Source organism: Pirellulales bacterium (assembly GCA_019636335.1).
In the GTDB taxonomy this organism is placed as follows: Bacteria; Planctomycetota; Planctomycetia; order Pirellulales; family JAEUIK01; genus JAHBXR01.
Genome location: JAHBXR010000011.1, coordinates 137,816 through 159,719 on the forward strand (window position 1 = coordinate 137,816; position 21,904 = coordinate 159,719).

At 63.2% G+C, this 21,904-nt stretch carries 13 protein-coding genes and 1 tRNA gene; 6 read left to right on the forward strand and 8 right to left on the reverse strand.

What is annotated here, in order from left to right; all coding sequences use genetic code 11:
- Positions 1 to 398: 398 nt before the first annotated feature.
- The gene (locus KF708_12880; protein MBX3413578.1) at positions 399 to 2,072 is read left to right on the forward strand and encodes a S41 family peptidase; all 1,674 of its coding nucleotides are present in this window, start codon (positions 399 to 401) and stop codon (positions 2,070 to 2,072) included.
- Between the two features lie 18 nt (positions 2,073 to 2,090).
- A complete protein-coding gene (locus tag KF708_12885) occupies positions 2,091 to 2,951 on the forward strand; it encodes a hypothetical protein (protein ID MBX3413579.1) in 861 nt (286 codons plus the stop codon).
- Between the two features lie 91 nt (positions 2,952 to 3,042).
- Here the strand turns inward: KF708_12885 and KF708_12890 are convergent, their stop codons facing one another.
- Complete coding sequence (locus KF708_12890; GenBank protein MBX3413580.1) at positions 3,043 to 4,293, reverse strand: GNAT family N-acetyltransferase; 1,251 nt, start codon at positions 4,291 to 4,293, stop codon at positions 3,043 to 3,045.
- A 162-nt stretch (positions 4,294 to 4,455) separates the two neighbouring features.
- Between KF708_12890 and KF708_12895 the strand changes: the two genes are divergently transcribed.
- Both KF708_12895 and KF708_12900 read left to right on the forward strand, forming a co-directional pair.
- Positions 4,456 to 5,733: a sulfatase-like hydrolase/transferase gene (locus tag KF708_12895; GenBank protein MBX3413581.1), complete on the forward strand. Its 1,278-nt coding sequence runs from the start codon at positions 4,456 to 4,458 to the stop codon at positions 5,731 to 5,733.
- Between the two features lie 303 nt (positions 5,734 to 6,036).
- Positions 6,037 to 9,840: a family 10 glycosylhydrolase gene (locus tag KF708_12900; GenBank protein ID MBX3413582.1), complete on the forward strand. Its 3,804-nt coding sequence runs from the start codon at positions 6,037 to 6,039 to the stop codon at positions 9,838 to 9,840.
- A 22-nt stretch (positions 9,841 to 9,862) separates the two neighbouring features.
- On the opposite strand, the gene KF708_12905 is transcribed toward KF708_12900, so the two are convergent.
- Both KF708_12905 and KF708_12910 read right to left on the reverse strand, forming a co-directional pair.
- Complete coding sequence (locus KF708_12905; protein MBX3413583.1) at positions 9,863 to 10,207, reverse strand: histidine triad nucleotide-binding protein; 345 nt, start codon at positions 10,205 to 10,207, stop codon at positions 9,863 to 9,865.
- A 129-nt stretch (positions 10,208 to 10,336) separates the two neighbouring features.
- Positions 10,337 to 10,594: a Trm112 family protein gene (locus KF708_12910; GenBank protein ID MBX3413584.1), complete on the reverse strand. Its 258-nt coding sequence runs from the start codon at positions 10,592 to 10,594 to the stop codon at positions 10,337 to 10,339.
- 324 nt (positions 10,595 to 10,918) lie between these two features.
- Between KF708_12910 and KF708_12915 the strand changes: the two genes are divergently transcribed.
- Positions 10,919 to 11,518 carry a hypothetical protein gene (locus tag KF708_12915; protein MBX3413585.1) on the forward strand — a complete coding sequence of 200 codons (600 nt, stop codon included), beginning with the start codon at positions 10,919 to 10,921 and terminating at the stop codon, positions 11,516 to 11,518.
- Between the two features lie 229 nt (positions 11,519 to 11,747).
- On the opposite strand, the gene KF708_12920 is transcribed toward KF708_12915, so the two are convergent.
- The gene (locus KF708_12920; GenBank protein ID MBX3413586.1) at positions 11,748 to 12,035 is read right to left on the reverse strand and encodes a hypothetical protein; all 288 of its coding nucleotides are present in this window, start codon (positions 12,033 to 12,035) and stop codon (positions 11,748 to 11,750) included.
- A 463-nt stretch (positions 12,036 to 12,498) separates the two neighbouring features.
- On the opposite strand from KF708_12920, the gene KF708_12925 reads away from it, so the two are divergent.
- Positions 12,499 to 12,581: transfer RNA gene (locus KF708_12925), tRNA-Ser, on the forward strand.
- A 116-nt stretch (positions 12,582 to 12,697) separates the two neighbouring features.
- On the opposite strand, the gene KF708_12930 is transcribed toward KF708_12925, so the two are convergent.
- From KF708_12930 to dnaE, 4 genes are all read right to left on the reverse strand, one after another.
- A complete protein-coding gene (locus KF708_12930) occupies positions 12,698 to 13,522 on the reverse strand; it encodes a hypothetical protein (GenBank protein ID MBX3413587.1) in 825 nt (274 codons plus the stop codon).
- Positions 13,523 to 13,704: 182 nt separating this feature from the next.
- Entirely contained in the window at positions 13,705 to 15,096 is a 1,392-nt protein-coding gene (locus KF708_12935) for an RtcB family protein (protein MBX3413588.1), read from the reverse strand.
- 329 nt (positions 15,097 to 15,425) lie between these two features.
- On the reverse strand, positions 15,426 to 17,783 hold the full coding sequence (locus tag KF708_12940; GenBank protein MBX3413589.1) for a protein kinase: 2,358 nt from the start codon (positions 17,781 to 17,783) through the stop codon (positions 15,426 to 15,428).
- Positions 17,784 to 17,920: 137 nt separating this feature from the next.
- Positions 17,921 to 21,502, reverse strand: a complete 3,582-nt coding sequence (gene dnaE / locus KF708_12945) for a DNA polymerase III subunit alpha (protein ID MBX3413590.1) — start codon at positions 21,500 to 21,502, stop codon at positions 17,921 to 17,923.
- Positions 21,503 to 21,904 lie beyond the last annotated feature (402 nt).

Consider the following 21,904-nt stretch of genomic DNA (forward strand, 5'->3'; position numbering starts at 1 on the left):
CGGTTGTGCGGGCGAGCCGGGTTCTTCCGGGGGGCTGCGGATAAAGCGCACCGAGGGGCGCCGGCGGCCTGTTCGGGCAAATTCGGCGCAACAAATTTTTCTGTTTTCCAGGGGCGAACCGTCCCCTTGTACACCCCGTAGAAACGCCTGTAGGGGTCGTGCCAGCGAGCTCTAAATTCTCTGCACCAAGTTCTTTGACCACCACCAGAACGTGGCCTATACTCATTTTTGGCTGACCGGCTAGACCCGCCGATGAGCCACCGCCTTTGACGGAACTGAGTAAGGCCGCGCCCGCCGTTGCCCGTGGTGGCGTCCGAACTTCACGGACGGTGCTGCTCGCCGGGGTGCACGACCGCGATATCCTTCCGCGGTTCAGCGCATTCCCCTTGGAACACATCATGCTACGTTGGGTCTCCCCCGCTATCCGAGCGCTCGTACTCGGCTTCGTCGTATCCCTGTCGATTTCCGGCGTGGGTTACGCGCAGACGCCGCCGGCCGTCGTCGACAGCTCTGCTAGCGTCATCGACGAAGTGTTGCGTCGCGGCGGCGAGCTCGAGCTCGAGCGTCGTTGGGCCGAAGCACTCGTGCATTACGAGAAAGCGTTGCGCGAGCATCCCAGCCAGCGCCAGCTCGAAGAACGCTGCACGCTGTCGAAGATTCACTACGACCTGGGCCGTCGCTATCACGACGCCAGCTTCCTCGATGCGACCCGCACGATGTCCGAAAAGGACGCGCTGGGTCTGTACAGCGAGGTGCTGCTCAAGATCCAGCACCATTACGTGGACAACCTCGATTGGAAGCGGTTGGTCGATCGCGGCACGCGTGCGCTCGACGAAGCGCTGATCGATCCGATCTTCCTCGAGCGCAACCTGCCGGGCATCGATCCGCAACGGATTCTCCGCTACCGCCAGGATCTCCGCACGTCGTTCTCGACGCGCCGCGTGGCCGATCGTTACGAGGCCCAGGCGGCGGTGCGTGCGGCGAGCGCCCTGGCCCGGCAGCAGTTGGGGTTGGCCCCGGCCGTCGTGGTGTTCGAGTACACCTGCGGCGCGGCCAACTATCTGGATGAGTATTCGGCCTTTCTCACCGCCGATCAACTCAACGAAGTCTACTCGCAGATCGACGGCAACTTTGTCGGTCTCGGCGTGGAGTTGAAGTCGGGCGATGGCTCGCTCGAGATCGTCGGCGTCATCACGGGCAGTCCCGCCGCCAAGGGGGGCGTGCTCGCCGGCGATCGGATCATCGCTGTCGACGGTCGCTCGACGGAAAATGTGAACTCCGACGAAGCCGCCGACCTGTTGCAGGGTCCGGAAGGGAGCACGGTCGAAATCACCTTGCGCCGTCAAGGCGGCACGCACACCGTGCGGCTGCGCCGTCAGCAGGTCGAGGTCCCCAGCGTCGAAGACATTGCGATTCACGACAAGGATTTCGGCATCGGCTACTTCCGTCTGACCTGCTTCCAGAAGACGACCACGCGCGATATCGACGCGGCCCTCTGGCAACTTCATCGCCAGGGCATGCGCAGCCTGATTATGGATCTCCGCGGCAACCCGGGCGGTCTGCTCAACAGCTCCGTCGAGGTGGTCGATCGCTTCGTGTCGCGCGGCACGATCGTCTCGACGCGCGGCCGCGATCCGCGCGAGGACTATACCTACTCGGCCCACGATCAGGGTACTTGGGGCGTGCCCCTCGTCGTTTTGATCGACCGCGACAGCGCCAGCGCCAGCGAGATCTTTGCCGGCGCCATTCGCGACCATCGCCGCGGTGTCATCGTGGGCGAGCGCAGCTACGGCAAGGGGTCGGTGCAAGGGATCTTCCCGCTCGGATTCAGCCGCACGGGTCTGCGCCTGACGACGGCCAAGTTCTACTCTCCCAGCGGTCAGCCCTTCGCGCGGGTTGGCGTGCAGCCGGATGTGCTCGTGCCCGAGCTGGCGCGCCCGACCGGACTCGACGGCGCCGAAGGCCTTTCGCTCGACGCCGCCGGTGCAACCGAGGTCGATCCGGCGTTGGCCGCGGCCTTGCGAGTCTCGCGCCAGCAGATGGCCAGTCGTGCGACGAAGACTGCCGAGTAAACCACCCACGCCACGCCCATGTCCCGAAGACCTGCGGCGTCCGAACTTCTGTGGTGCCACGAGACGGAAGCGGCGATCGGGCTGTTTTCGTTCGCCGCCGAAACGCAAACGGTGGCGCTGGCCACTTCGACCGGAGTCGTCCAGCTCGTCGAACGTAACGGCTTCGTGGCCTCGCAGTGGCAGGCCGGTGGCACGCTCGTCGCGCTGGCCGCGAGCGACGACGGGCGAGCGGTCGCATCGCTCGATTCGGCCGGCATGCTGTATTGGCACGATCGCCGCGGACGGGAGCATTGGCGACAATTCGCCAGCGACAGCGCCCGGGCGGTGGCGATCGATTCGACCGCCTGGTACGCCGCCATCGCCGATAGCGACGCGCGCGTTCTGCTGTTCGATCGTCACGGTCGTCTCGCGGCTCAATTTCCGTCGCCCGCCCCCTTGTCCGCGATCGCATTCTCGCGCGAATCTCCCGAGCTCGTTGCCGTCAGCGAGTCGGGTTTTGTCTGGGCGATGTCGCTCGAGGGAGAATTGCTGTGGCGTTCGCGCGTCACGGGATCGCCCCGGCAGCTCATCTTGAGCGCCGGCGATATTCACGTCACGAGCGAGGCGGGTGTCAGCACGCTCGACGTCGCGGGGCGTTTGATGAGTGGTCTGACGGCCCAAGGCGCCGTTCCCCTGGTCGCCTCGTCGGCCGATGGAGACACCTTGCTGCTGGCCGATCGAGGCACCGTGACGCTCGCCCGCCGCGATGGCGCGCCGCGCTGGAAGTACACGGCCGAGGCGCCGATTCTCGCCCTCGCGCTCGATCCCCTGCTCCGCCACGCCTGGCTGGCCATCGCGCCGAATCGACTGGCCTGCTTTCCGCTGCCACGCGCGTCGTGAGACGCGCGGAGGCGCGCCATGTGGCGAAACGCGCACTCGTCGTGTCGGCTGCTGCGCACCCCTACGAACAGACTGCCCCGGGAAGAGAGGGCTACGGTGCGGTGGCCGTCTCGTGCGAATGATCCAACGAAGTCGTCCCTTCACTGGTTGGCCGGGCATCGCGTGCCTTACTTCTGGCATGTTGCAACGCTTCAATCAGCCGGAGTCCCCAACGGGCCGAACGACCACGACCGCCGATGACGAGCCGCGCGATCTCGTATTGCCGCGTGCTCCACCGTTGCGTGGCGTCGCTGAGTGGGCCGAGGTAATCCACCAGTCGGCAATCGCCAGTCGTGTGAAAGGCTTCGTACAACTTGCTACGTAGCAGTTGGCCCGGGCGATACGACGCGAACTCGCCATCGTAGCCCACCTTCAGCGAAAAATAGACCTGCTTGGCGCGCCAGCCATACTCGAAGGCGATGGCTCGCTCCTGATGCTCGAGGAAGACGAGCTCGAGTTCTCCGCGCGCATTGAGCAGTTCGGCCTGCCGCGCGTAGAACTCGCAGGCGCCAGGTGTCCGCAAGACCGACGTGCTTGTGCCCCCTTTCCACGAGCGATCTTCGACTTCGAAGCCGCGCCGCAGCAGCGGCGCCACCTCGGACGCGGACAGGTCGGCATGGCGCACCAGCCGCGTCGCGCCCTGACGCTCGATGCGGCGCCACAATTTGCGCATCTGCTGACGATGATTCCGGGACCGGGATGCCTCGTAGGTTTCCCAGTCGTGGCCGATCTCCACCTGACCGATGGAGTAGAGCGGTTGCACGCTGGTGGCCAGCCCGTGCCGCTCGAATGCCTCGAGCATGGCGCGCCAGCGAGGCAGTCCCCAGGGCACGAAGTCGAACCAGGCCAGCATCCACGGTCCGCGCAGCAATTCCTCGGCCAGCAAATCGGTGGCCCGAGCCACGTCGCTTTGGGGATCGAGTAGCAGGTCGCCGCTGGGAGAAGCCAGGTTTGTCGGCAGGCTGGCCGTCTTGAGCAGATGCCCGCGACGCCGCTCCACGAGCGGCAAGGCGGCCACGAAGCGGTTTCCCTCTTCCACGACCAGAGCACGCCAGGGCACGCTACCTGCAAACGTCTCGAGCCACCAGGCCACCTGCTCGGCACGCAGGGTGGGCAGGGCCAGTTCGCTGCGCAGCCAAAGATCGTCCCACAAAGTGGCCGCGCTTTGGAGCTCGTCGATCGAATTCAACAATGTGAGTTTCAAGGCAGGTGTCGCTTTTGCAGCCAGTTCGATCGCAGCGGGGATCGACAACTTCGGAGCCCCGTGGTTCGGCGCGCTGATCGCCGTCTTCAACTCTGGCATGCGGTCGCGCGTTCGTCGCCGGCCGCCGCGGATTCCAAAGGAAAAAGTCGGCACAATCACTACAGGCCGTCGCGCGGCTCCCTTCGAGTCGACCGGCTACTGGTCTACAATCGTGCAAGCTCTGCCTGTTGTCTCCCGCTGCTTTCGCCCCGCCGGTCTTACATGCGTGCCCTCGTCTTGGTGATCGATGGATTGCAGCCTGCCTATCTCGGCTGCTACGGCAATTCATGGGTCGGAACGCCCGAACTCGATCGGCTCGCGGCAGAGTCGTTCGTGCTCGATCAGGCCTATCTCGACAGTACCTCCTGGCAGTCGCTCTACCGCTCGTACTGGGAGGGCAAGCACGCCTGGCAACAGCGCGAAGGAGAGCCCAACGGAGTATCGCTCGTCGACCGCTTGCGCGCGGCCGGCGTGACGACGGCCCTGCTGACTGACGATCCGGCAATCGCCGATCAATCGCTCGCGGGCGATTTCGACGACATCTTGCTGGTGCCGGCGCCACGTGTCGATCAGGCCGCCGAGTCGATCGAGGAGACGCAGTTCGCGCGGCTGATTGCCGCCGCCGCCGACTGGCTGACGCGCGCTGATGAATCGTTCCTGCTGTGGATTCATGCACGGGGGTTGTCGGGCCCATGGGATGCTCCCACGGCGTTGCGCTACCAGTACCTCGACGAGGTCGACGAGGAAGAGGGGGCCGACACGCCACCTCCCACCGAGGTCGAGTTTCTGCCGCGGCGTTTGCCGGACGGCTTCGATCCCGATGCTTTACTAGGAATTCGCCGCGCCTATGCCGGGCAGGTGGCGGCGATCGATACCTGCGTGGGCGCGTTGATCGATGTCCTGGACGAGGTCGGCCTGCAAGACACGCTCATGCAATTGGTTTCACTCCGCGGCTATCCGCTGGGCGAGCATGGTCGTCTGGGACACGTCGACGACTCGCTCGACGAGGAACTCGTACACCTGGCCTGGATCGTCCGGCAGCGCGAGCGCATTGAGCCCGCCGTGCGCAGCCAGGCCTTGGTACAGCCGGCCGATGTACACTTCACGTTGCTCGAGCACTTCGGCATCGAGGTTCCATCCAACGCCCCCTGGGCCGCCAGCACGCTCCCCCTGGCGCGCGAAGAGGCCGCACCACTGCGCGACCGCGCCTTGCTCGAGAACGAGTCGGGCGAGCGGGCCATTCGCACGCCGGCCTGGTATCTCAAGCTGGTGCCCGCCGTCGAGGATGAGGACTCCGCCTCCACGGCCAAGAACGTGCGTCATGCACTCTTCCGCAAACCGGATGATCGCTGCGAGGTGAATGAGATCGCCAATCGTTGCCACGACGTGGCGCTCGCGCTCGAACGCGTTGCAGGGGCCAGCGCGCAAGCGGCCGACGATCCCGCCGCGCCAGCAAGCTGGCAGCCCCTCGACGATGTGCTCGTTGAAGGCATTGAATAGCTAGCAGCGCGCCGGACGAAAATGCACAACCTGCGCGGCAAGCTGCGCGAAGCAGGCGAGACTTGGTGGCGGACGCCCTGCCAGCAAACCGCGCCCACGAGCGTAATCTCTCGCCGGTGAATCCGGCGTAGCTGGTGCCGGGGGCGCTCGCTATAATCCCGCCTCTTTTCCCCGACCTTATCCCTTGGCACTCCGCAAGTTACCACGATGATCGGACAAGGATGTCCGACTGCATCGCGGGTGCGGCGAGGGCCTTCCGCGCGGGTGCGGCGCAAGCCGCTCACACGGCGCGCGAAGTCTCTTGTGCTCGCCCTGCTGGTGTTCGCGCTCACGGCGATCGCGCCCGCGATGGCCGAAGAGGTGTCGCTGCGCCTGCGCATCGCGTGGGGCGGCGGCGCCGAGCGTCGCTGGGAGGGACGCGTCGCGATCGAGGGGGCGAAGCTGGCCGAGCCGGTGGCGCTGGGCGTCGAGGCCGACGAACCCGGTTCGATCTGGCTGGAAGAAGGCGCGATTGTCGTGCAGGCGCGCAGCCCGCGCAATTACGACGGACTCGACGTGACGATCACGGCTCCCGCCGAGTCAAAGCTTGTCGTCGCGCTCGGCAGCGCGGACAGCACGACCGTTCCCGCGCCGATCGAAGTCACGCTCGAGCAACTGTTGAAAGAAGAGTTCAACGCGACGCTCGACGAGCAAGGCAATCGCCTGCTCGTGCGCCGTGCCCCGGGCGACTTGTTGCGCGTCCGCCCCGCGAAGGACGCGCTCGTCTACGCGCCGGGCGAGATGGCCGTGTTCGAGATCGAGCCCCATGCCAGCCTGCTGGCGCAAGAGCCGCAGCTTCGCATCAGTGCGCAGTTCTACGAGATCCGCAGCGATCGGCGCGTGGGACCGGCGGTCGAGCTCGACCCCGTGTCGGGCACGCTGCCGCTCGAGATCGCCGTGCCAAACCTGGAAGGCGCTTACGATCTCGTGCTCACCGCGCTCGGCAAGCGTTTGCCGTTGCGCTTGAACACGTTGGGTCCGCTCAACCGCGGGCTGGCCGATCGCCGCGTGCAGTTGATCGTGCTCGGCACGGAATCTCCCGAACGCGGGCTGGGGCGCGAGATTGAATTGCGGCGGCTGGTCGAGATCGACCCGGCGACGAATCCGCGCTGGTGGGATCGACTGGCATCGTTGCCGCTGCTGCCGGGCATGCGCAAGGGGCCGCTCGGCAACGGTGACGCCCACACCTGGGAGCATCCGCTCGGCCAGCTCATCCAACTAGGTCCGCGCGGCCGCGAGCCCGAGATGAGCTGGGAGGCCTACACGCTACCGATCGAGCACACGGGCAAATGGCACATGCTCGAGGTCGAGTTCCCCAGCGACGTGCCGCAGTCGATGGGCATCTCGATCCTCGAGCCGAACGCCGCGGGGGCCATCGCCCCGGTCGGGCTCGATTCGGGCATCTATCTGCCCGATTCCGCGGCGGGTAGCTCCCCCGAGTGGCGCCGCCATCGCCTGTGGTTCTGGCCCAAGACGCGGACGCCGCTGGTGCTGATTACGAACCGACGCGACGGAGCGCAGGCCGTGTATCGTAAGCTCCGCGTGCTCGAGGGCCCCACGCGGCTGCCGCGCGCCTTCGCCCTCGGCACGCCCAAGCCCGAGCGATTGCTGGCGGGTTATTTCGACCAGCCCCTGTTTCCCGAAAACTTCGGCGCGAGCGAGGCGCTCGACGCCTGGAGCGGGCGAAGTCTCGACGACTGGGCCACCTTTCATCAGGGAGCGGTGCGTCTGGCCGAGTATCTGCAGCACGTCGGCTACGGTGGCGTCATGCTCAACGTGTTGGCCGACGGCAGCACGATTTATCCTAGCCGCCTGCTCGAGCCGACGCCCCGTTACGACACGGGACTCTTCTTCGACTCGGGACAAGATCCGATTCGCAAGGATGTGCTCGAGCTGTTGCTGCGCGTCTTCGATCGCGAGCAGTTGAAGTTGATTCCCGCGCTCGACTTCTCCGCGCCGCTCCCCGAACTCGAGCAGTTGCGCCGGCAAAGCGGCACCGCGGGGATCGGGCTCGAATGGGTCGGCGCCGATGGTCGCACCTGGAGCGAGGCCAATCCGCAGCATCGCGGCGCTGGCCCCTACTACAACACGCTCGATCCGCGCGTGCAGCAGGCGATGATTCGCGTGGCACGCGAGCTGGCGACACGCTATGCGCGACAGCCCGCGTTCGACGGCCTGGCGCTGCGACTCTCGGCGAGCGGATACGCCCAGCTTCCCGGCATCGAATGGGGATTCGACGATCATACGATCGAGCGGTTCGTGCGCGAGACGGGGACGCAGGTGCCCGGCGCCGGCGAAAACCGCTTTGCCGACCGAGCCCGCTTCCTGACGGGACCCGGTCGCCAGACGTGGCTCGCGTGGCGGGCCAAAACCCTGCATCAATTCTATGCGGCACTGCAGGCCGACGTGGCTCGCGTGCGTCCCGGGACACGGCTCTACCTGGCCGGGGCGCAGATGCTCGATCATCCGTCGCTGCGGTTGGCGCTGCGTCCCAGCCTGCCGCGCCCCGTGGCGGTGGAAGACGCCTTGCGGCTGGTCGGCATCTATCCCGAACTGTACCACGACTCGCGCGAGCTCGTGCTGCTGCGACCGCAGAGCCTGGGACCGCCGCAGCCGGGCTCGCTCGATCGCGTGATCGATTCCGAACTGAACGATTCGCCCGACATCGACAAGCACTTCCGCGGCGCGGCTCACCCGGGCGTGCTGGCCTTCCACCGGCCGGCGCCGGCGCGGCTTCCTTCGTTCGATGCGCGCAGCCCCTATCGCAACAGCTACACGTGGCTGCTCGCGCAGATGTCTCCTGCCGCCGAACGCAATCGTCGGCAACTGGTGCATGCGCTTGCCTCGCTCGACGTGCAGACGCTCGTCGACGGCGGGGCCATGCTCCCCCTGGGACAAGAAGACGCCCTGTACGACGCACTGGTCGTCTATCGTTCGCTTCCCGCGGCGCCCTTTGCGACCGTCGCGCTCGACACGCAACCGGTCGTCGTGCGCACGCTCGAACGCGACGGCCGCACACACATGTACCTGGTCAACGATTCTCCCTGGCCGGCGCACGTCGAGCTGCAGGTCGCGGCAACGGCCGAGGCGAAGTTCGTCGAACTAGGGTCGACCAACCGTGCCGCGCAACTCACCCGCGACGCGTCCGGCTGGAAATGGACGCTCGATCTGGCCCCCTACGATCTGGTTGGCGGGCATTGGACGACTGCCGACGTTCGCGTGGCGGAAGCCAGCGTCAAGCTCCAGCAGAACATCGAGACGGAACTGGCCGAACGCGTGCATGACGTTCACTTGCGCGTGATGGGGCTGCAAAATCAGCCGGCGCTCGAGGTCCTGTCGAATCCCGGCTTCGAGAATCCACCGACCGTCGACGAGACGCTGCCGGGCTGGCAGATCGCGATGGGACCGGCCGAGGCCGCCACGCTCGACGGTGCGAATCCTCGCACGGGCGGGCAAACGCTCAAATTGACGGGAACGGGCGCCCTGACCACCGTGGTCAGTCGCGCCTTCGATCCCCCCAAGACGGGTCGCCTCTCGATGTTCGTCTGGCTTCGCGTCGCCGACGCCAGCCGTCAACCCAACTTGCGACTAGCGCTCGAGGGTATTCTCGACGGCAAGCCGTACTATCGGCATGCCATCGTCGGGCTCGAACGCCCCGACGGCCAGATCGGCACCGGGTGGACGCAGTATCAGTTCCAAGTGAACGATCTGCCGCTCGAAGGGCTGCGCGATCTCAAGGTTCGCTTCGACATGAAGGGGCCCGGCGAAGTCTGGATCGACGACGTCGACCTGCGCCACTTGAGCTTCACGAAGCAGGAACTCGTCGAGCTCTCGAAGCTTGTACACCTGGCCGATGCGAAGCTGCGCTCGCGACAGTTTGTCGACTGCGTCCGCGTGCTGGATAGCTATTGGCCGCAGTTTCTCGTCGCGCACGTGGCGCTGACGGAAGGACGCGTGGCACGCGCTCCCGATCCAGTGCGGGCGCCCCCCCCCGTCATGCCGGCCCCGAAAGAGGACTCTCTGTGGGGCAAGGTCAAACGGTTGGGTGGATCGATCCTGCCCTACTGAGTCGTCTCCTGAGTGGCGGCGGCTAACCGGGAGGCCAGCCGTGCCCGCGGCCTCCCAGGAGATGCAAGTGCAGATGGTCGACCGTCTGCCCACCATCGACTCCGCAGTTGATCACGACGCGGTAGCCGTTGGTCAGCTTTTGCTCGACGGCAATCTTGCGCACCGCGGTGAGCAAGTGCCCCAAGAGTTGCTCATCGCCGTCCGACGCATCGGCCAACGAAGGGATCTCCTGCTTGGGAATCACCAGGATGTGCGTGGGCGACTGTGGGTTGACGTCGTGAAAGGCCAGGCACTGATCGTCCTCGTAGACGATGCGGGCCGGGATCTCGCGGTCGATGATCTTCTTGAAGATCGTTTTGCCGGACATCATTCGTTCTCCGGGAGGTCGGCGAACCAGGTCATCGGTACGGTGGGCACCAAGACGTCGCGTCGCAACGGCGCGGTTTGCCCCGAGCATGTCGAACGGGGGCTTGAGGAGACACGCGATCGCGCTGCTTCAGGCAAGTTGGTCGAGCGGAATCGCCTCGTCGACGAGCATCACGGGAATGCCGTCGCGGACGGCATAGAGCAGCGTGCCATCTTCGCGCACGAGCCCATCGTCGAGCCGCTCCTCGACCCGGGCACCCGACCGATTGCGGAGGCGGCCCGCCGCCACGGCCTCGTTCAAGCGGCGTATAAGTTCCCCATCCGCGCGCGTCAGGCGGGTGTGATTCTCGGGACAGACCAGGATTTCGAGCAGTTCATTTCGAATCACGCCGCGGCTCCTCTCGGTGGCTGGTTACCCCTGGCGAAGCATTTGCTAGCGCCTCGGGCTTTACCCGCTTCACGCTTGACCTTACGTGCAATAAACGCCTGGTACGGGGACGTTCAAAGTGCCCCATTTCGCGTCGAAATGCAAGGTGGTCGTGGCCGTTGCCACGGCCGGCTGTGCCTCCCGTGGCGGTCGTACCTATTCATGATTTTGTTCCACGTGCGCCGATAACGACGAACAGCCAGCCGGGCGATCCAGGATGCTGCACTGACGTGTCGCCCGAGCCAGGGGATGGCAACTCGCAGCACGAGACCGGGAGCCGGAAGCATGCGTCACCGGATCAAATTCGTCGCGACGACGATCGCCTTGCTCGTCGCGTCACAGGCCCAGGCCCAACAATCGCGGGTCTACCAGGAGGGGGACGTCACCTATCACGAGACGCGGCACGTGGTCCAACGACCCGTCACCGAGACGACGATCGAAGCGCGACCTCGCACCGTCTACCGCGAACGCTACACCACCGATCTGCTCGATTCTCACCGCGTTTCGTGGACGCCCGTAACCGAATATCGCTGGGAATCGAACTGGCGGGGACGATTTAATCCCTTTGTCCAGCCCTGGATGGAGACCCGGCTGGTGCCGCGGACCTACTGGTCTCCCCACACCGAAATCGTGAAAACGCCCGTCACGCGACGCGAGCTGGTGCCCGAGACGGTCACCGATCAGGTGCCCGTCGTGACGCGGCGCTTCGTGGCCGAGGAGCACATCAGCCGAGTGCCGATCAGCCCGACCACCACGGCAAGCACCCCAACCACGGTGGCCCGTGCCAATCAGATTGGCGGCGTGGCCAACCTGTCGAGCGATCGGCCGATTCGCTCGGCCGACTCCGAGTGGCGTCCGTCGGTAGCCCCCAGCGTACGGTACTAGCAGCCTGCTAGGATCGCCTGGATGCGATCACAAAATAGCGACGGAAGTCGTTCTTTTGCGAGCGGTGCGGAGTTCAACTCCGCACTTCGCGAGGCTGAAAAGGCCACGACGGACCTTTTTCAGCAGCCTGCTAGAACCGCTACGGTGGGAAAAGCTTGCCTCCGAAACGCAACATGCCCACTCGGCAATGGCCGGGTGGGCATGTGCTGTTTTCGGGATAGGAAAGAATCTAGCGGGCACGCGAACGGCGTTTGCGTCCGCCACGATTGGCCGACCATTCCTTCGTCAGGGTCTCGAAGACCTCGGGCGATTCGTAACGGACGGTGTCTTTCCCCTCGGGAATGGGACCGATCAGGCCCCGGAAGACCGGCATGCCGCGCAGCCCCAGGTCGGTGCTGCAATCGTCGACGCCGATCTGCGTGTGCATTTTCAAGAGCGCGTCGCTCTTGGGATAGTCTTTGATGCGGATGCTGCCATCGGTGCCACGGGTGACAACGCGAAAGATCTCCTTCGCCATCGTGTCTGCACTCCTCGAAAGCGCGGTCGCTGGGGGGACGACTGTTGGACCAAGAGCAGCTATCGGCGCGCCTGGTCGGCGACGCGCATGCTTTTATCCCGGCGCGACATAGCGATTGATTGCGCCAGAACCGGCATATCGCGCTCGCGAGTTGCCGACCGCACAATCGGCGCGCCGTCGCGATGCGTGCGAACGCTCGCAACAGTCGTACGGCCCTCGCTCCGGTGGTCGCAAGGAATGTGACACCCTGGCTGCGCTGAGCCGTCCCTTCGCCCCGAGCGCGACGACCGCTAGAACCGAACCGACCGGCCGCGGGCGTGTCCTCGTCAGAGGCGGCCGCGGAGCGCCGTGGACGTGAAAGCGAGGGCCTGGACAACGGATCGGGCCAAAAGCAAATCGTCACCCGACCCCACTCAGGCGAGCTTGCCGATCGGCCCTCTTGCCGCTAAATTTCGAGTATTCCGGAGGGTAAGCGAATTGGCCAGCGGCCTGACTCGAAATCAGGTGCCCCGCAAGGGGTTGTGGGTTCGAATCCCATGCCCTCCGCTTTTTCGCCCTTGGGCCGAAAAAGCAGAGCAGTCGAGCAGGAGAGCAGTAGAAAGTCGATGTGCTCGACTGCGGTCTACTGTTCCACAGCTCTGCTGTCCTTCTTCAGGTTTCTCTCACGGGCACACGGGCATTGCCGGCTTCAACACGCTGGCCGCCAGTTGGGCAAAGTGCTGCTCGGGTCGGGTAAAGAAGGCCGGTTCGAGAAGTTTGTAGTCGTCGAGCGCCAATTCGACGCGATCCCAGCCGACCACGGCGGCCAGATCGAAGGCCGTCAGACCGTTGCGGATTCTTTCCTGCTGGTCGGCAAAGTTGCGAAAGGCGAGACACTTGCCTGCCGGTAGATAGGCAAACCGCACGCGGGGGCGCAGTGCCAGGAAGCGGACCAACGGCCACTCGAATTCCTGGGTCGCACACGCGACCGTTTCGCCCACGATCGTGCTCTGCTCGTGCAGAAAATGAGCCTCGAACACCGCACGACGTTCGAGATCGGTAAGCGCCACGCCACGTTCGCACGCCGCGTGGAGCATGCGCAACGCCGCGAGCAATTCGCCAGGAATATACGCGGCGAGATCGGGATGCGTCGCATAACGCTGGCTCAAATGAAACTGAACATAAGTATCGACGCAGACGCGGCGATTCACTTCGCGCAACGCATCGCGGAAGGCGGCCAGTTGTGCGAGCCGGCGCTGCCGCAACCTCTCGCGGCCGACGTACTGCCACGAAAGCAGCTCACCGATGCGCATGTGCTTGCGGAAATGGCCGCCGGCCCAGAGAGCACCGTGCGCGGCAATCAAGGGAAATACGTGATTGCGCTGCGAGGCGCGAAAGATGTGCCGGTAGACGGCCGCCCGCTGGGCAAGATCACTCAGCCCACCGGCTAACGCGGTGGCTTCTCGTTGCAGGGCTTCATACGCATCGGCAAGCGGTGGCTGGTGCATGATCGTGATCCTGCCAAGGTTCTCGTGTTAACCCGAGAACCGCAGGAATCACGTACGTCATAACCGCAGGCAACAAAGAAAGATGGTCAGCCTCTCATCACACAGGCCGGCGGCCAGTGCCACTTGCTTGCACTTTGCCAGCTTTGCGTCTCTGCGTCTTCGCGCCTTTGCGTTAAAAAAATTCAGTCTTCCGCACGGCTGCCGTCGCCGCACATTTTGACGACGCGAGGATCGAAGCGGGCCACGATCTCGACCAGGTCCTGCTGTTCGGCCATCACCTGCTCGATATTCTTGTAGACCCCCGGCACTTCGTCCGCGCCGGCCGAAAGCACGCGCACGCCGCGGGCCGCAAGCTGCTTGCGCACCGTGGGCCAACTGAACTTGCTCTTCGCCTGCGTGCGCGACATCTGCCGGCCGGCGCCGTGCGAGGCGGAGTTCAAACTGTCGGGGTTTCCCAGTCCGCGCACGACGAAGGCCGGATCGGCCATCGAGCCCGGAATCACGCCCAGCTCTCCGCGCGCGGCCGGGGTTGCTCCCTTGCGATGCACGATCACGTCGCGGCCGCCATGCTCTTCGCGCCAGGCGAAGTTGTGGTGGTTCTCGACGTCCGCGATCACATCGGCGCCAAGCTCCTGCGCCACGAGGCGGTGGATCACGTCGTGATTCGCGGCGGCGAAATCACCCATCAGGTTCATCGCGGCCCAATATTCCTGCCCCTCTTCGCTGTCGAGGCTCAGCCAGCCCAGGTGCGTCAGGTCGCTGTAGTGCGCCGGCAGGCGCGCCCGCGCGATGCGGCTGTAGAAATCGCACACCGCGGCGCCCGGCCCACGGCTGCCACTGTGGCTGAGCAGCGCCACGTACTTGCCCGGGGCCAGGTTGAAATCGTCGCTCGGCTCGCTGACGGTCAGCAGGCCGAACTCGACGAAGTGATTGCCCGAGCCGGAGGTGCCAAGCTGCGATCGGGCCTTGTCCTTGTTGTCGCGCGTGACGCGCGAGACGCTCCAGTCGGCGTCGAGTACGGCATGCGACTGACGCTTCTGGTGAACCGAACCAACGCCGAAGCGCGTACCGCGCTCGAGCGCCTGGTCGAAACGCGAGGCCTTCGAGTCGTCGTCGAGCTGCTCGGCCGGCACATCCAGCACCGAGAGCTTCATGCGGCAGGCAATATCGACGCCCACCGCGTAAGGGCAAACCGCGTTGTCGAGCGCCAGCACGCCGCCAATCGGCAAGCCGTAGCCGACGTGCGCGTCGGGCATCAGCGCGGCGCCGGTCGCCATCGGCAGCGCGCAGGCCTGGCGCATCTGCGTGTGCGCGGCGGGATCAATGCCTGCGTCACCCCAAGTGCGATAGCCGATCGGTTCGCCACGCACATAGGGCGCAGCGTCGATGAGACTCTCGGCCAACTCGCCGAAGAGCGGATCGCCCAAGTGTGCCTGCGGATTATCGAGCACGGCGGAGATCAACCGCTTGACCTCCTGGCCCTGTCCCGCCTTGGCGGCCCGCTGCACGCCGACGATGGCCGGCCTGAAGCTCGACTTCGGCACGCCCAGTTTTTCGAGTTGCTTGCTATTCATGACCGATTGCCCCCACGAGACCGCAAAGCTGCGTATGGACCGATACCGACATGGTACCCGATCCTGCGGGTGACAAGGGTCACTACCGCGAGGTTCGCTTGCCAGCACCGCGGAAGTGATGCAAGGAAAAAGGGGTTACCGCGAAGGCGCGAAGAACGCGAAGGAACGGCGCAGAACAGCAAGCTTCTTCGCGCCTGTTGCTTTAGAGGGTGCCGCTTAGCGATGCAAGTCAGCAACAAATACAGTCAGTTCAATTAAGGGCCCAGCTTGATGGCATAAGCCGTTAGCTGTGGCCAAATGAGCGGTGCCGTTCGCGAGATGAATAATACCTATTCAAACTGCAATGCCTGAAACACCTCCGCGACTGCGGCAGCGCTTTTTTCCACGTTGCCTCGCAGTTTTGAAACGCCTATTCGGCCTTCACCTGAGATCTGTCCGGTGTTGATCGTGCCGCGAACCTCCCATCCGGCAACGCGCAGAGCAGCCAAGGCGCGATCCTTCGCACGCGGAAGCCACTTCTTGACGTTCTGGTGGTGCTCACCTCCAGTCTTAAGCCATTGAAACGTACAGATCACTTGCTGCAAATCTTCGTTCGCTTCTACAACTAGCTTGATGGAAGCCATATCACATTGCGCTTGAAGGCGGTCCGAGTTCCAAGAATAACGATTCGGAAATGCCCTGGCAGCAATCTCTTCAGCGAGTAATTCAGCGGACGCAACTCGTTCAGGGGCAGTCGCTGCATCTCGAAGCCTAACTAGTTCATCCTCTATTCTTGCGACATCGAGTCGTTGCTCCTGTTTGTCTCGCGTAGCGCTGTGGATCAGCCTGCCGAACCGGTTAGGTAGCGACTCCCAAGCGGCACATGGGTGCTTGCGAGCACATTCCTGCAACGTCTCGTTCCAGTCGGAATAACGGTGTTGTCCAAATCGTGGCTCAATCGCTGATCGCATGAAGTACAGTGTCATTCCAATCCCGAAGGAGTCTACCGCAGCGTTCCGTGTCGATACGCCCGAGCTGCGGTCAACCTGTTCTGGTGCAAGAAAGCCGTTCGTGGCACTCGGTTGCGAGATCGACACATCGAGTGAATCCAAATGATAGGACAAGTCAAAGTCGAGGACCCATAGTTTCACTTGTTCCCATTTTGGATCAGGTCCCCAGCACCCTTCAAGCATTATGTTTGAAGGCCGAATATCCCTGTGCAAGACCCGTTGCGGCAGCCTATGTGAAGTTCGGATGATCTCAGCGAGCCGCACTGCCCATTTGAGTAGGACGTCCCAGTCACGCAATACTCCTTTACGAACGGCCTCTGCAAGGTCTATGCCTTCTATGAAATCCATAGCAACCATCGCAGGGATTTCGGACGCGTTGTAGTACTTTACAACCCCATCTAGATTTGCCTCTGTCAATATCCTCATTGACTGAACACCGCGTCGAAAGCTATGGAGCATCTCCCGATTCGACCGAACTCGCTCGTGAAGGATCTTTAAGGCATACATGCGCTCTTCGCTATCCGTTGCGCGATACACCGTACCGAACGCGCCGTCAGCGCACTTCTCATGCAATGTATATCCAAGCACGTTGTTTTTTGGCGGATCGAGTGAGACGTACCAGGCGCGATAAATTGCTTCGGAGTACTTTGACGCGAATTGCTCAAACTCGTTTATGCTTTCTTCGTTTGTGTCAGCAAGTATTGCCGAAGCCTTTGCATTGAGAATCTGTCGTATGTCGGTCGCCGACCTTTGCTCCAATTCATCTGGAGCGGGCACTTCAGCACTTTCAATCGGTACCTTGGGGCGGACTGGCCGCGCAGCCGTCTCCACCGGCTTGTATTGCTGTAGGTCGTCAAAAAGTTCATTCAACTCAGAATGGTTCCCATCCCGAGCGTTGTATTCAATTAGGCGAATGCCGGACTCTTCTGCCCACGCCCTCTTGTCGCGGCCAAGATGAGTGATCCAAAAATGGTTGCCGCAGTCGATTCCTAGCTGTGTCAAGCGCCTTAGGTGGCCACCAGCTGCTATGTCATCGGCGGTGATGCCAACAAATACGACTGTTCTCGCGGAAAAGCATGTCGATAGTAGATTGTCGTAGCCGTGTTGACTAAAGAGTCGTTGTAGATCACTCGCAGTAAACACCCAGCTAGACACATCTTCTAGTTGCCCGTGGAGATGTGCCTGCCAGGGGACCTGTCCCTTTAGTAGGTGGGTAAACTGTCCGGCTCGCTCTCCAGAGAATTCGTGAAGTAGTTTTCCGCCAAAAACAGTAGTGAAGGCGCGTGTCGCAATACGGTCGATATTCAGATTCAATAGACCGGATATACCGAGCTTCCACAGTCGTTCGTAGATTGGAGGTATGCTGCAAGTTTCGGCACCGCGAAATGCTCTCCGAATTGCCGACTTGTATGATTCGCTGCCTAGTTTTTCTTTCAGCAGGCCAAAGGCATTCCACAAATTCGGATCCACGGCGGCAGCATCAGCACATCTCCGAAGTGTAAGCTGGGTTTCTGGGTCAGATATCGCTTGCGCCAGCTTTCGCAGTTCTGTAACGAGTAAGTCACGAAGTTGAGCCCACGTGGGCATTCCTGCCGCTACACTTAGTCCGGCACCTACCCACGCAATGAGGGGATCAGACCGTTCGGCTACGATACTTCGAAGATCTTCGTAAGCAGATTGCGAGGTATTAAATGACATGTTGACCTGCCCTTATCGCGCGGACTCACTTAGTGCGGCATTGTTAAACACCACATGCGATCAGTTTAAGCGAGCGAAGTCAAGAGGCTATCAGGGTGATTAAAGCGAGGTTCTATCGCTCTTGATGGAATATTCGATCACCCCCTCGCACCAGCTCGTTCGTATCCGTTCTTCTGACGTTGCGGTGCCGCCGGCTTGGGTGGTTCGGCGACGAGGCTCAATTGCCCTGGGCCGAGAAGTTCCTCCACGCGGCGGCGCATTTCGGCGTTCACCTCGACGCGCATCTTGTCGCACTGGCAGCGGACGCGACTGCCGTCGTTCAGCGTCAGCACCAGGTGCAGTTCGTGCTGGCCCGGGTAGCCGCGGAGGATCTCGTAGAGGCGCTCGAGCCCGCGCTCGCTGTGCGTCGCTTCGCTGACGCGGATGCGCACGCCCTTCGTGAAACGCCCGTCCAGCTCGGCCATGGGAATCAACTCGTTGACGATCAGGTTCGCCTCTTCGCTACCGGGGCGCTTGTCGACGGCGCCGCGGATCACCAGGATCGCGTCGGGGGCGACCAGCTCGCCGCATTTGGCGAAATCGTCGGGCCAGAGAATGCAGCGCATCATGCCGGCGGTGTCTTCGAGATCGAACATGGCGTACTTCGTCGCCGTGCTACCCGGCCGTGCGTTCTTCGTGTGCGAGAACTTGATGGCCGAGAGCATGCCTCCCACGATTACCTCGGCGCGGTTCGAGAGTTGCGCCGCCTCGACCGTGGTGTGGGAGCAGAAGAGCCTGAGCTTCTCTTCGAATTCGGCCAGCGGATGGCTGGTGAGATAGAAGCCCAGCACTTCCTTTTCGGCGGCCAACTTTTCGCGTTCTTCGAGCTCGGGGATGTCGGGCAGGCTGGCCTGCACGGCGGCGGGCGAATCGTCTTCCTCGGCATCGTCGAAGAGTCCCTTCTGGCCACTGCGGCGATCGGCCAGCGTGGCGGCACCCGCCTGCAGGGCGCGCTCGAGCACCGCCAGCAGTTGCGAACGCCGCGCGCCGCTGAAGTCGAACGCTCCCGCCTTGATGAGCGATTCGATGGTCGAGCGGTTGACCACCGCCGGGTCGAGCCGGCAGCAGAAGTCGTACAGATCGCGGAAGGGGCCATCCTTCTTCCGCGCGGCCTTGATGGCCTCGGCGGCCAGCACCCCGCAACCTTTGATGGCGGCGAGGCCGAAGCAGATCTTGCCGTCGGCCACCGTGAAATCACCTTCGGAGAGATTCACGTTGGGCGGCACCACGGTGATCTGCATGCGGTGGCAGTCTTCGAGATGCTCGACCAGCGAATCCTTGCGTTTGAAGTTGCGCCCCTGGATATCGCCCGAGAGGAGCGCCGCCATGAACTCGACCTGATAGTGCGCCTTCAGGTAGGCGGTCATGTAGGCGATGAGCGCGTAGGCCGTGGAGTGGCTCTTATTAAAACCGTAGCCGGCGAACTTCTCGACCATGCCGAACAGTTCTTCGGCATCTTTCGAGGAGAGGCCTTTTTCCGTGGCGCCGGTGATGAACTCGCCGCGGAACTTGGCGATGATCTCCAGCTTTTTCTTGCTGATGGCCTTGATGCACGTGTAGGCACTCGAGAGCTCGATGCCTCCCAGCGCGTTCAAGATGCGCATCACCTGTTCCTGGTAGACCATCACGCCGTGCGTCTCTTCGAGAATGTCGCGCATCACGGGGTGCTTGTACTCGGCCTGCTGGCGGCCGTGCTTCACCTCGATGTAGTCGTCGACCATGCCCCCTTCGAGCGGGCCGGGACGATAGAGCGCCGCGGTGGCGATGATGTCGCGGAAGTGGTCGGGCTTCATCCGCTGCAGCAGGTCGCGAATGCCGCCGCTTTCGAGTTGGAAGATGCCCTTCGTCTCGCCGCGGCAGAGGAGCGCGAAGGTCGGCTTGTCCTCGAGCGGGAACTTATACGGGTCCACACGCTCGCCGGTCGTCTGCTCGATCAGGTCGACCGCCTTCGAGAGAATCGTCAAGTTCCGCAGCCCGAGGAAGTCCATCTTCAGCAGGCCGGCCGCCTCGACGTCCCCCATGGCCCACTGGGTGATCGTTTCTTCTTTGTCCTTCACGCGGCACAGCGGCACGTACTCGTCGAGCGGCCGATCGGCGATCACCACCGCCGCGGCGTGGGTGCCGACATTGCGCGCGAGGCCCTCGATCTTCATCGCCAGCGTGATGACCTCGCGGATCTCGCCGTCGCGATCGAAGGCGGCCTTGAGTTCCGCGCTCTTCTCGAGCGCGGAGGCGAGCGTGATGTGCAATTCCTCGGGCACCATGGCCACGATCGAGTCGACCCGCGCGATGGGGAGCCCCAGCACGCGTCCCACGTCGCGGATGGCCGCCTTGGCCGCCAATGTGCCGAACGTGCCGATCTGCGCGACGTTCGCCTCGCCGTACTTGTCTTTCACGTACTGGATCACCTCGCCACGGCGATCCTTGCAGAAATCGATATCGATATCGGGTGCTTCCTTGCGGCTCTTGTCGAGGAAGCGCTCGAAGAGCAGGTCGTAGCGCAAGGGACAGACGTGACTCATGCCCAGGGCAAAGGCCACAAGCGAGCCGACCCCCGAGCCGCGCGCGGTGGCCGGAATGTCGCGCTCGCTGGCAAACCGCACGAAGTCCCACACGATGAGGAAGTAATTGGCAAAACCGAGCGTGTTAATTACTTCAAGCTCGCGCTCGAGCCGGTCGATTACTTCGGTCGAAAGCTGACCGTCGACCAGACGCTCGGCGTCTTCCGCGTAGCGGCGCTCGAGCCCCGCGATGCAAAGCTCGCGCAGGTATTCGGCCGCGGTTTTCTCGGGCGGAAGCTGAAACGAGGGGAAGTGGCGTTTGCCGAGCTCGAGATCGATGTCGACCCGATCGGCAATCTCCTGGCTGCGGGCCACCGCGTCTTCGTAGCCGGGGAAGGCGGCGTACATCTCTTCCGGCTCGCGGAGATAGAAGAGATCCCCCTCCATCCGCATGCGATTCACGTCGGTGCGGAACTTGCCCGTATTGATGCAGAGCAGCACATCCTGCGCCTCGGCATCCTCGCGATTGACGTAGTGGGCATCGCTGGTGGCCACCAGGGGCAGGCCCATGCGCTGTGCCACATCGACGGCCCCTTCCATCGCCAGACGTTGGATCTCGAGGCCGTTGTTCTGGATCTCGATGAAGTAGCGATCGCCGAACACCCCGCTGAACCAACGGGCGATTTCCTGAGACTCGGCGATGTTGGGCTCGGCTCCCACGCCACGCAGGATGGCGCGGCTGAACTCGCCCGACACGCAGCCGCTGAGACAGATGAGTCCTTCGTTGTGCGCGGCGAGCAACTCGCGATCGATGCGTGGCTTGCGATAGAAGCCTTCGAGATAAGCCGCCGAGGCCAACTTGAGCAGGTTGCGAAAGCCGGTGCGATTCTGCGCGAGCAGCGTCAGATGGTAGCTTGCCTCGTCGTTCTTGCTGGCCTCTTTCTTGAACCGGCTCTCTGGGGCGACGTAGGCCTCGTAGCCCACGATCGGGTTGATGCCGGCATCCCGCGCTTTGCGATAGAACTCGAGCGCCCCGTGCAGGTTGCCGTGGTCGGTCAGCGCCAGGGCGTTCATGCCGGCCGACTTGGCCTTCTTGACCAGTCCGCCGATCGAACTGGCGCCGTCCAGCAGGCTGAAATGGCTATGGCAGTGGAGGTGGACGAAGGGGCGGGTGCTCATGGGACTCCTCAGAGCAAAGCGGCGGTCCATCGGCAAACCGAGCGGCGCGATTGGAACGGTCATTCTACCCTGCTGCCGGGCACCTTCAACGCAGTAGGAGAAGGCTCACGCGGAGCCGCGGAATCGCGGAGGATTGGGGGATTTTAACGCCAAGACGCAGAGGCGCAGAGGCGCAAAGGCGCAAAGGAATGCTGTGTAGGGGTCACTGCTGATTCAAGAGGCAATTGCACTTGGAAGGATTGCGGGACTTGGACCGCCGCTGGTGAATCAATCGTTAGTTATTTCCCTTTGCGTCTCTGCGTCTTGGCGTCTTGGCGTTAAAAATGCTCCGCGTGAGCTTGTTTGCCGAAGAATTGACACGCGCCGGAGGGTGCCCAACAATGACGGGTCTATTCACTGTCA

Bases quoted from the DNA above. Each gene is read 5' to 3' on its own strand.
- KF708_12880 (MBX3413578.1), top strand. From the start codon at position 399: ATGCTACGTTGGGTCTCCCCCGCTATCCGAGCGCTCGTACTCGGCTTC.
- KF708_12885 (MBX3413579.1), top strand. From the start codon at position 2,091: ATGTCCCGAAGACCTGCGGCGTCCGAACTTCTGTGGTGCCACGAGACG.
- KF708_12890 (MBX3413580.1), bottom strand. From the start codon at position 4,293: ATGCCAGAGTTGAAGACGGCGATCAGCGCGCCGAACCACGGGGCTCCG.
- KF708_12895 (MBX3413581.1), top strand. From the start codon at position 4,456: ATGCGTGCCCTCGTCTTGGTGATCGATGGATTGCAGCCTGCCTATCTC.
- KF708_12905 (MBX3413583.1), bottom strand. From the start codon at position 10,207: ATGTCCGGCAAAACGATCTTCAAGAAGATCATCGACCGCGAGATCCCG.
- KF708_12915 (MBX3413585.1), top strand. From the start codon at position 10,919: ATGCGTCACCGGATCAAATTCGTCGCGACGACGATCGCCTTGCTCGTC.
- KF708_12920 (MBX3413586.1), bottom strand. From the start codon at position 12,035: ATGGCGAAGGAGATCTTTCGCGTTGTCACCCGTGGCACCGATGGCAGC.
- KF708_12930 (MBX3413587.1), bottom strand. From the start codon at position 13,522: ATGCACCAGCCACCGCTTGCCGATGCGTATGAAGCCCTGCAACGAGAA.
- KF708_12935 (MBX3413588.1), bottom strand. From the start codon at position 15,096: ATGAATAGCAAGCAACTCGAAAAACTGGGCGTGCCGAAGTCGAGCTTC.
- KF708_12940 (MBX3413589.1), bottom strand. From the start codon at position 17,783: ATGTCATTTAATACCTCGCAATCTGCTTACGAAGATCTTCGAAGTATC.
- dnaE (MBX3413590.1), bottom strand. From the start codon at position 21,502: ATGAGCACCCGCCCCTTCGTCCACCTCCACTGCCATAGCCATTTCAGC.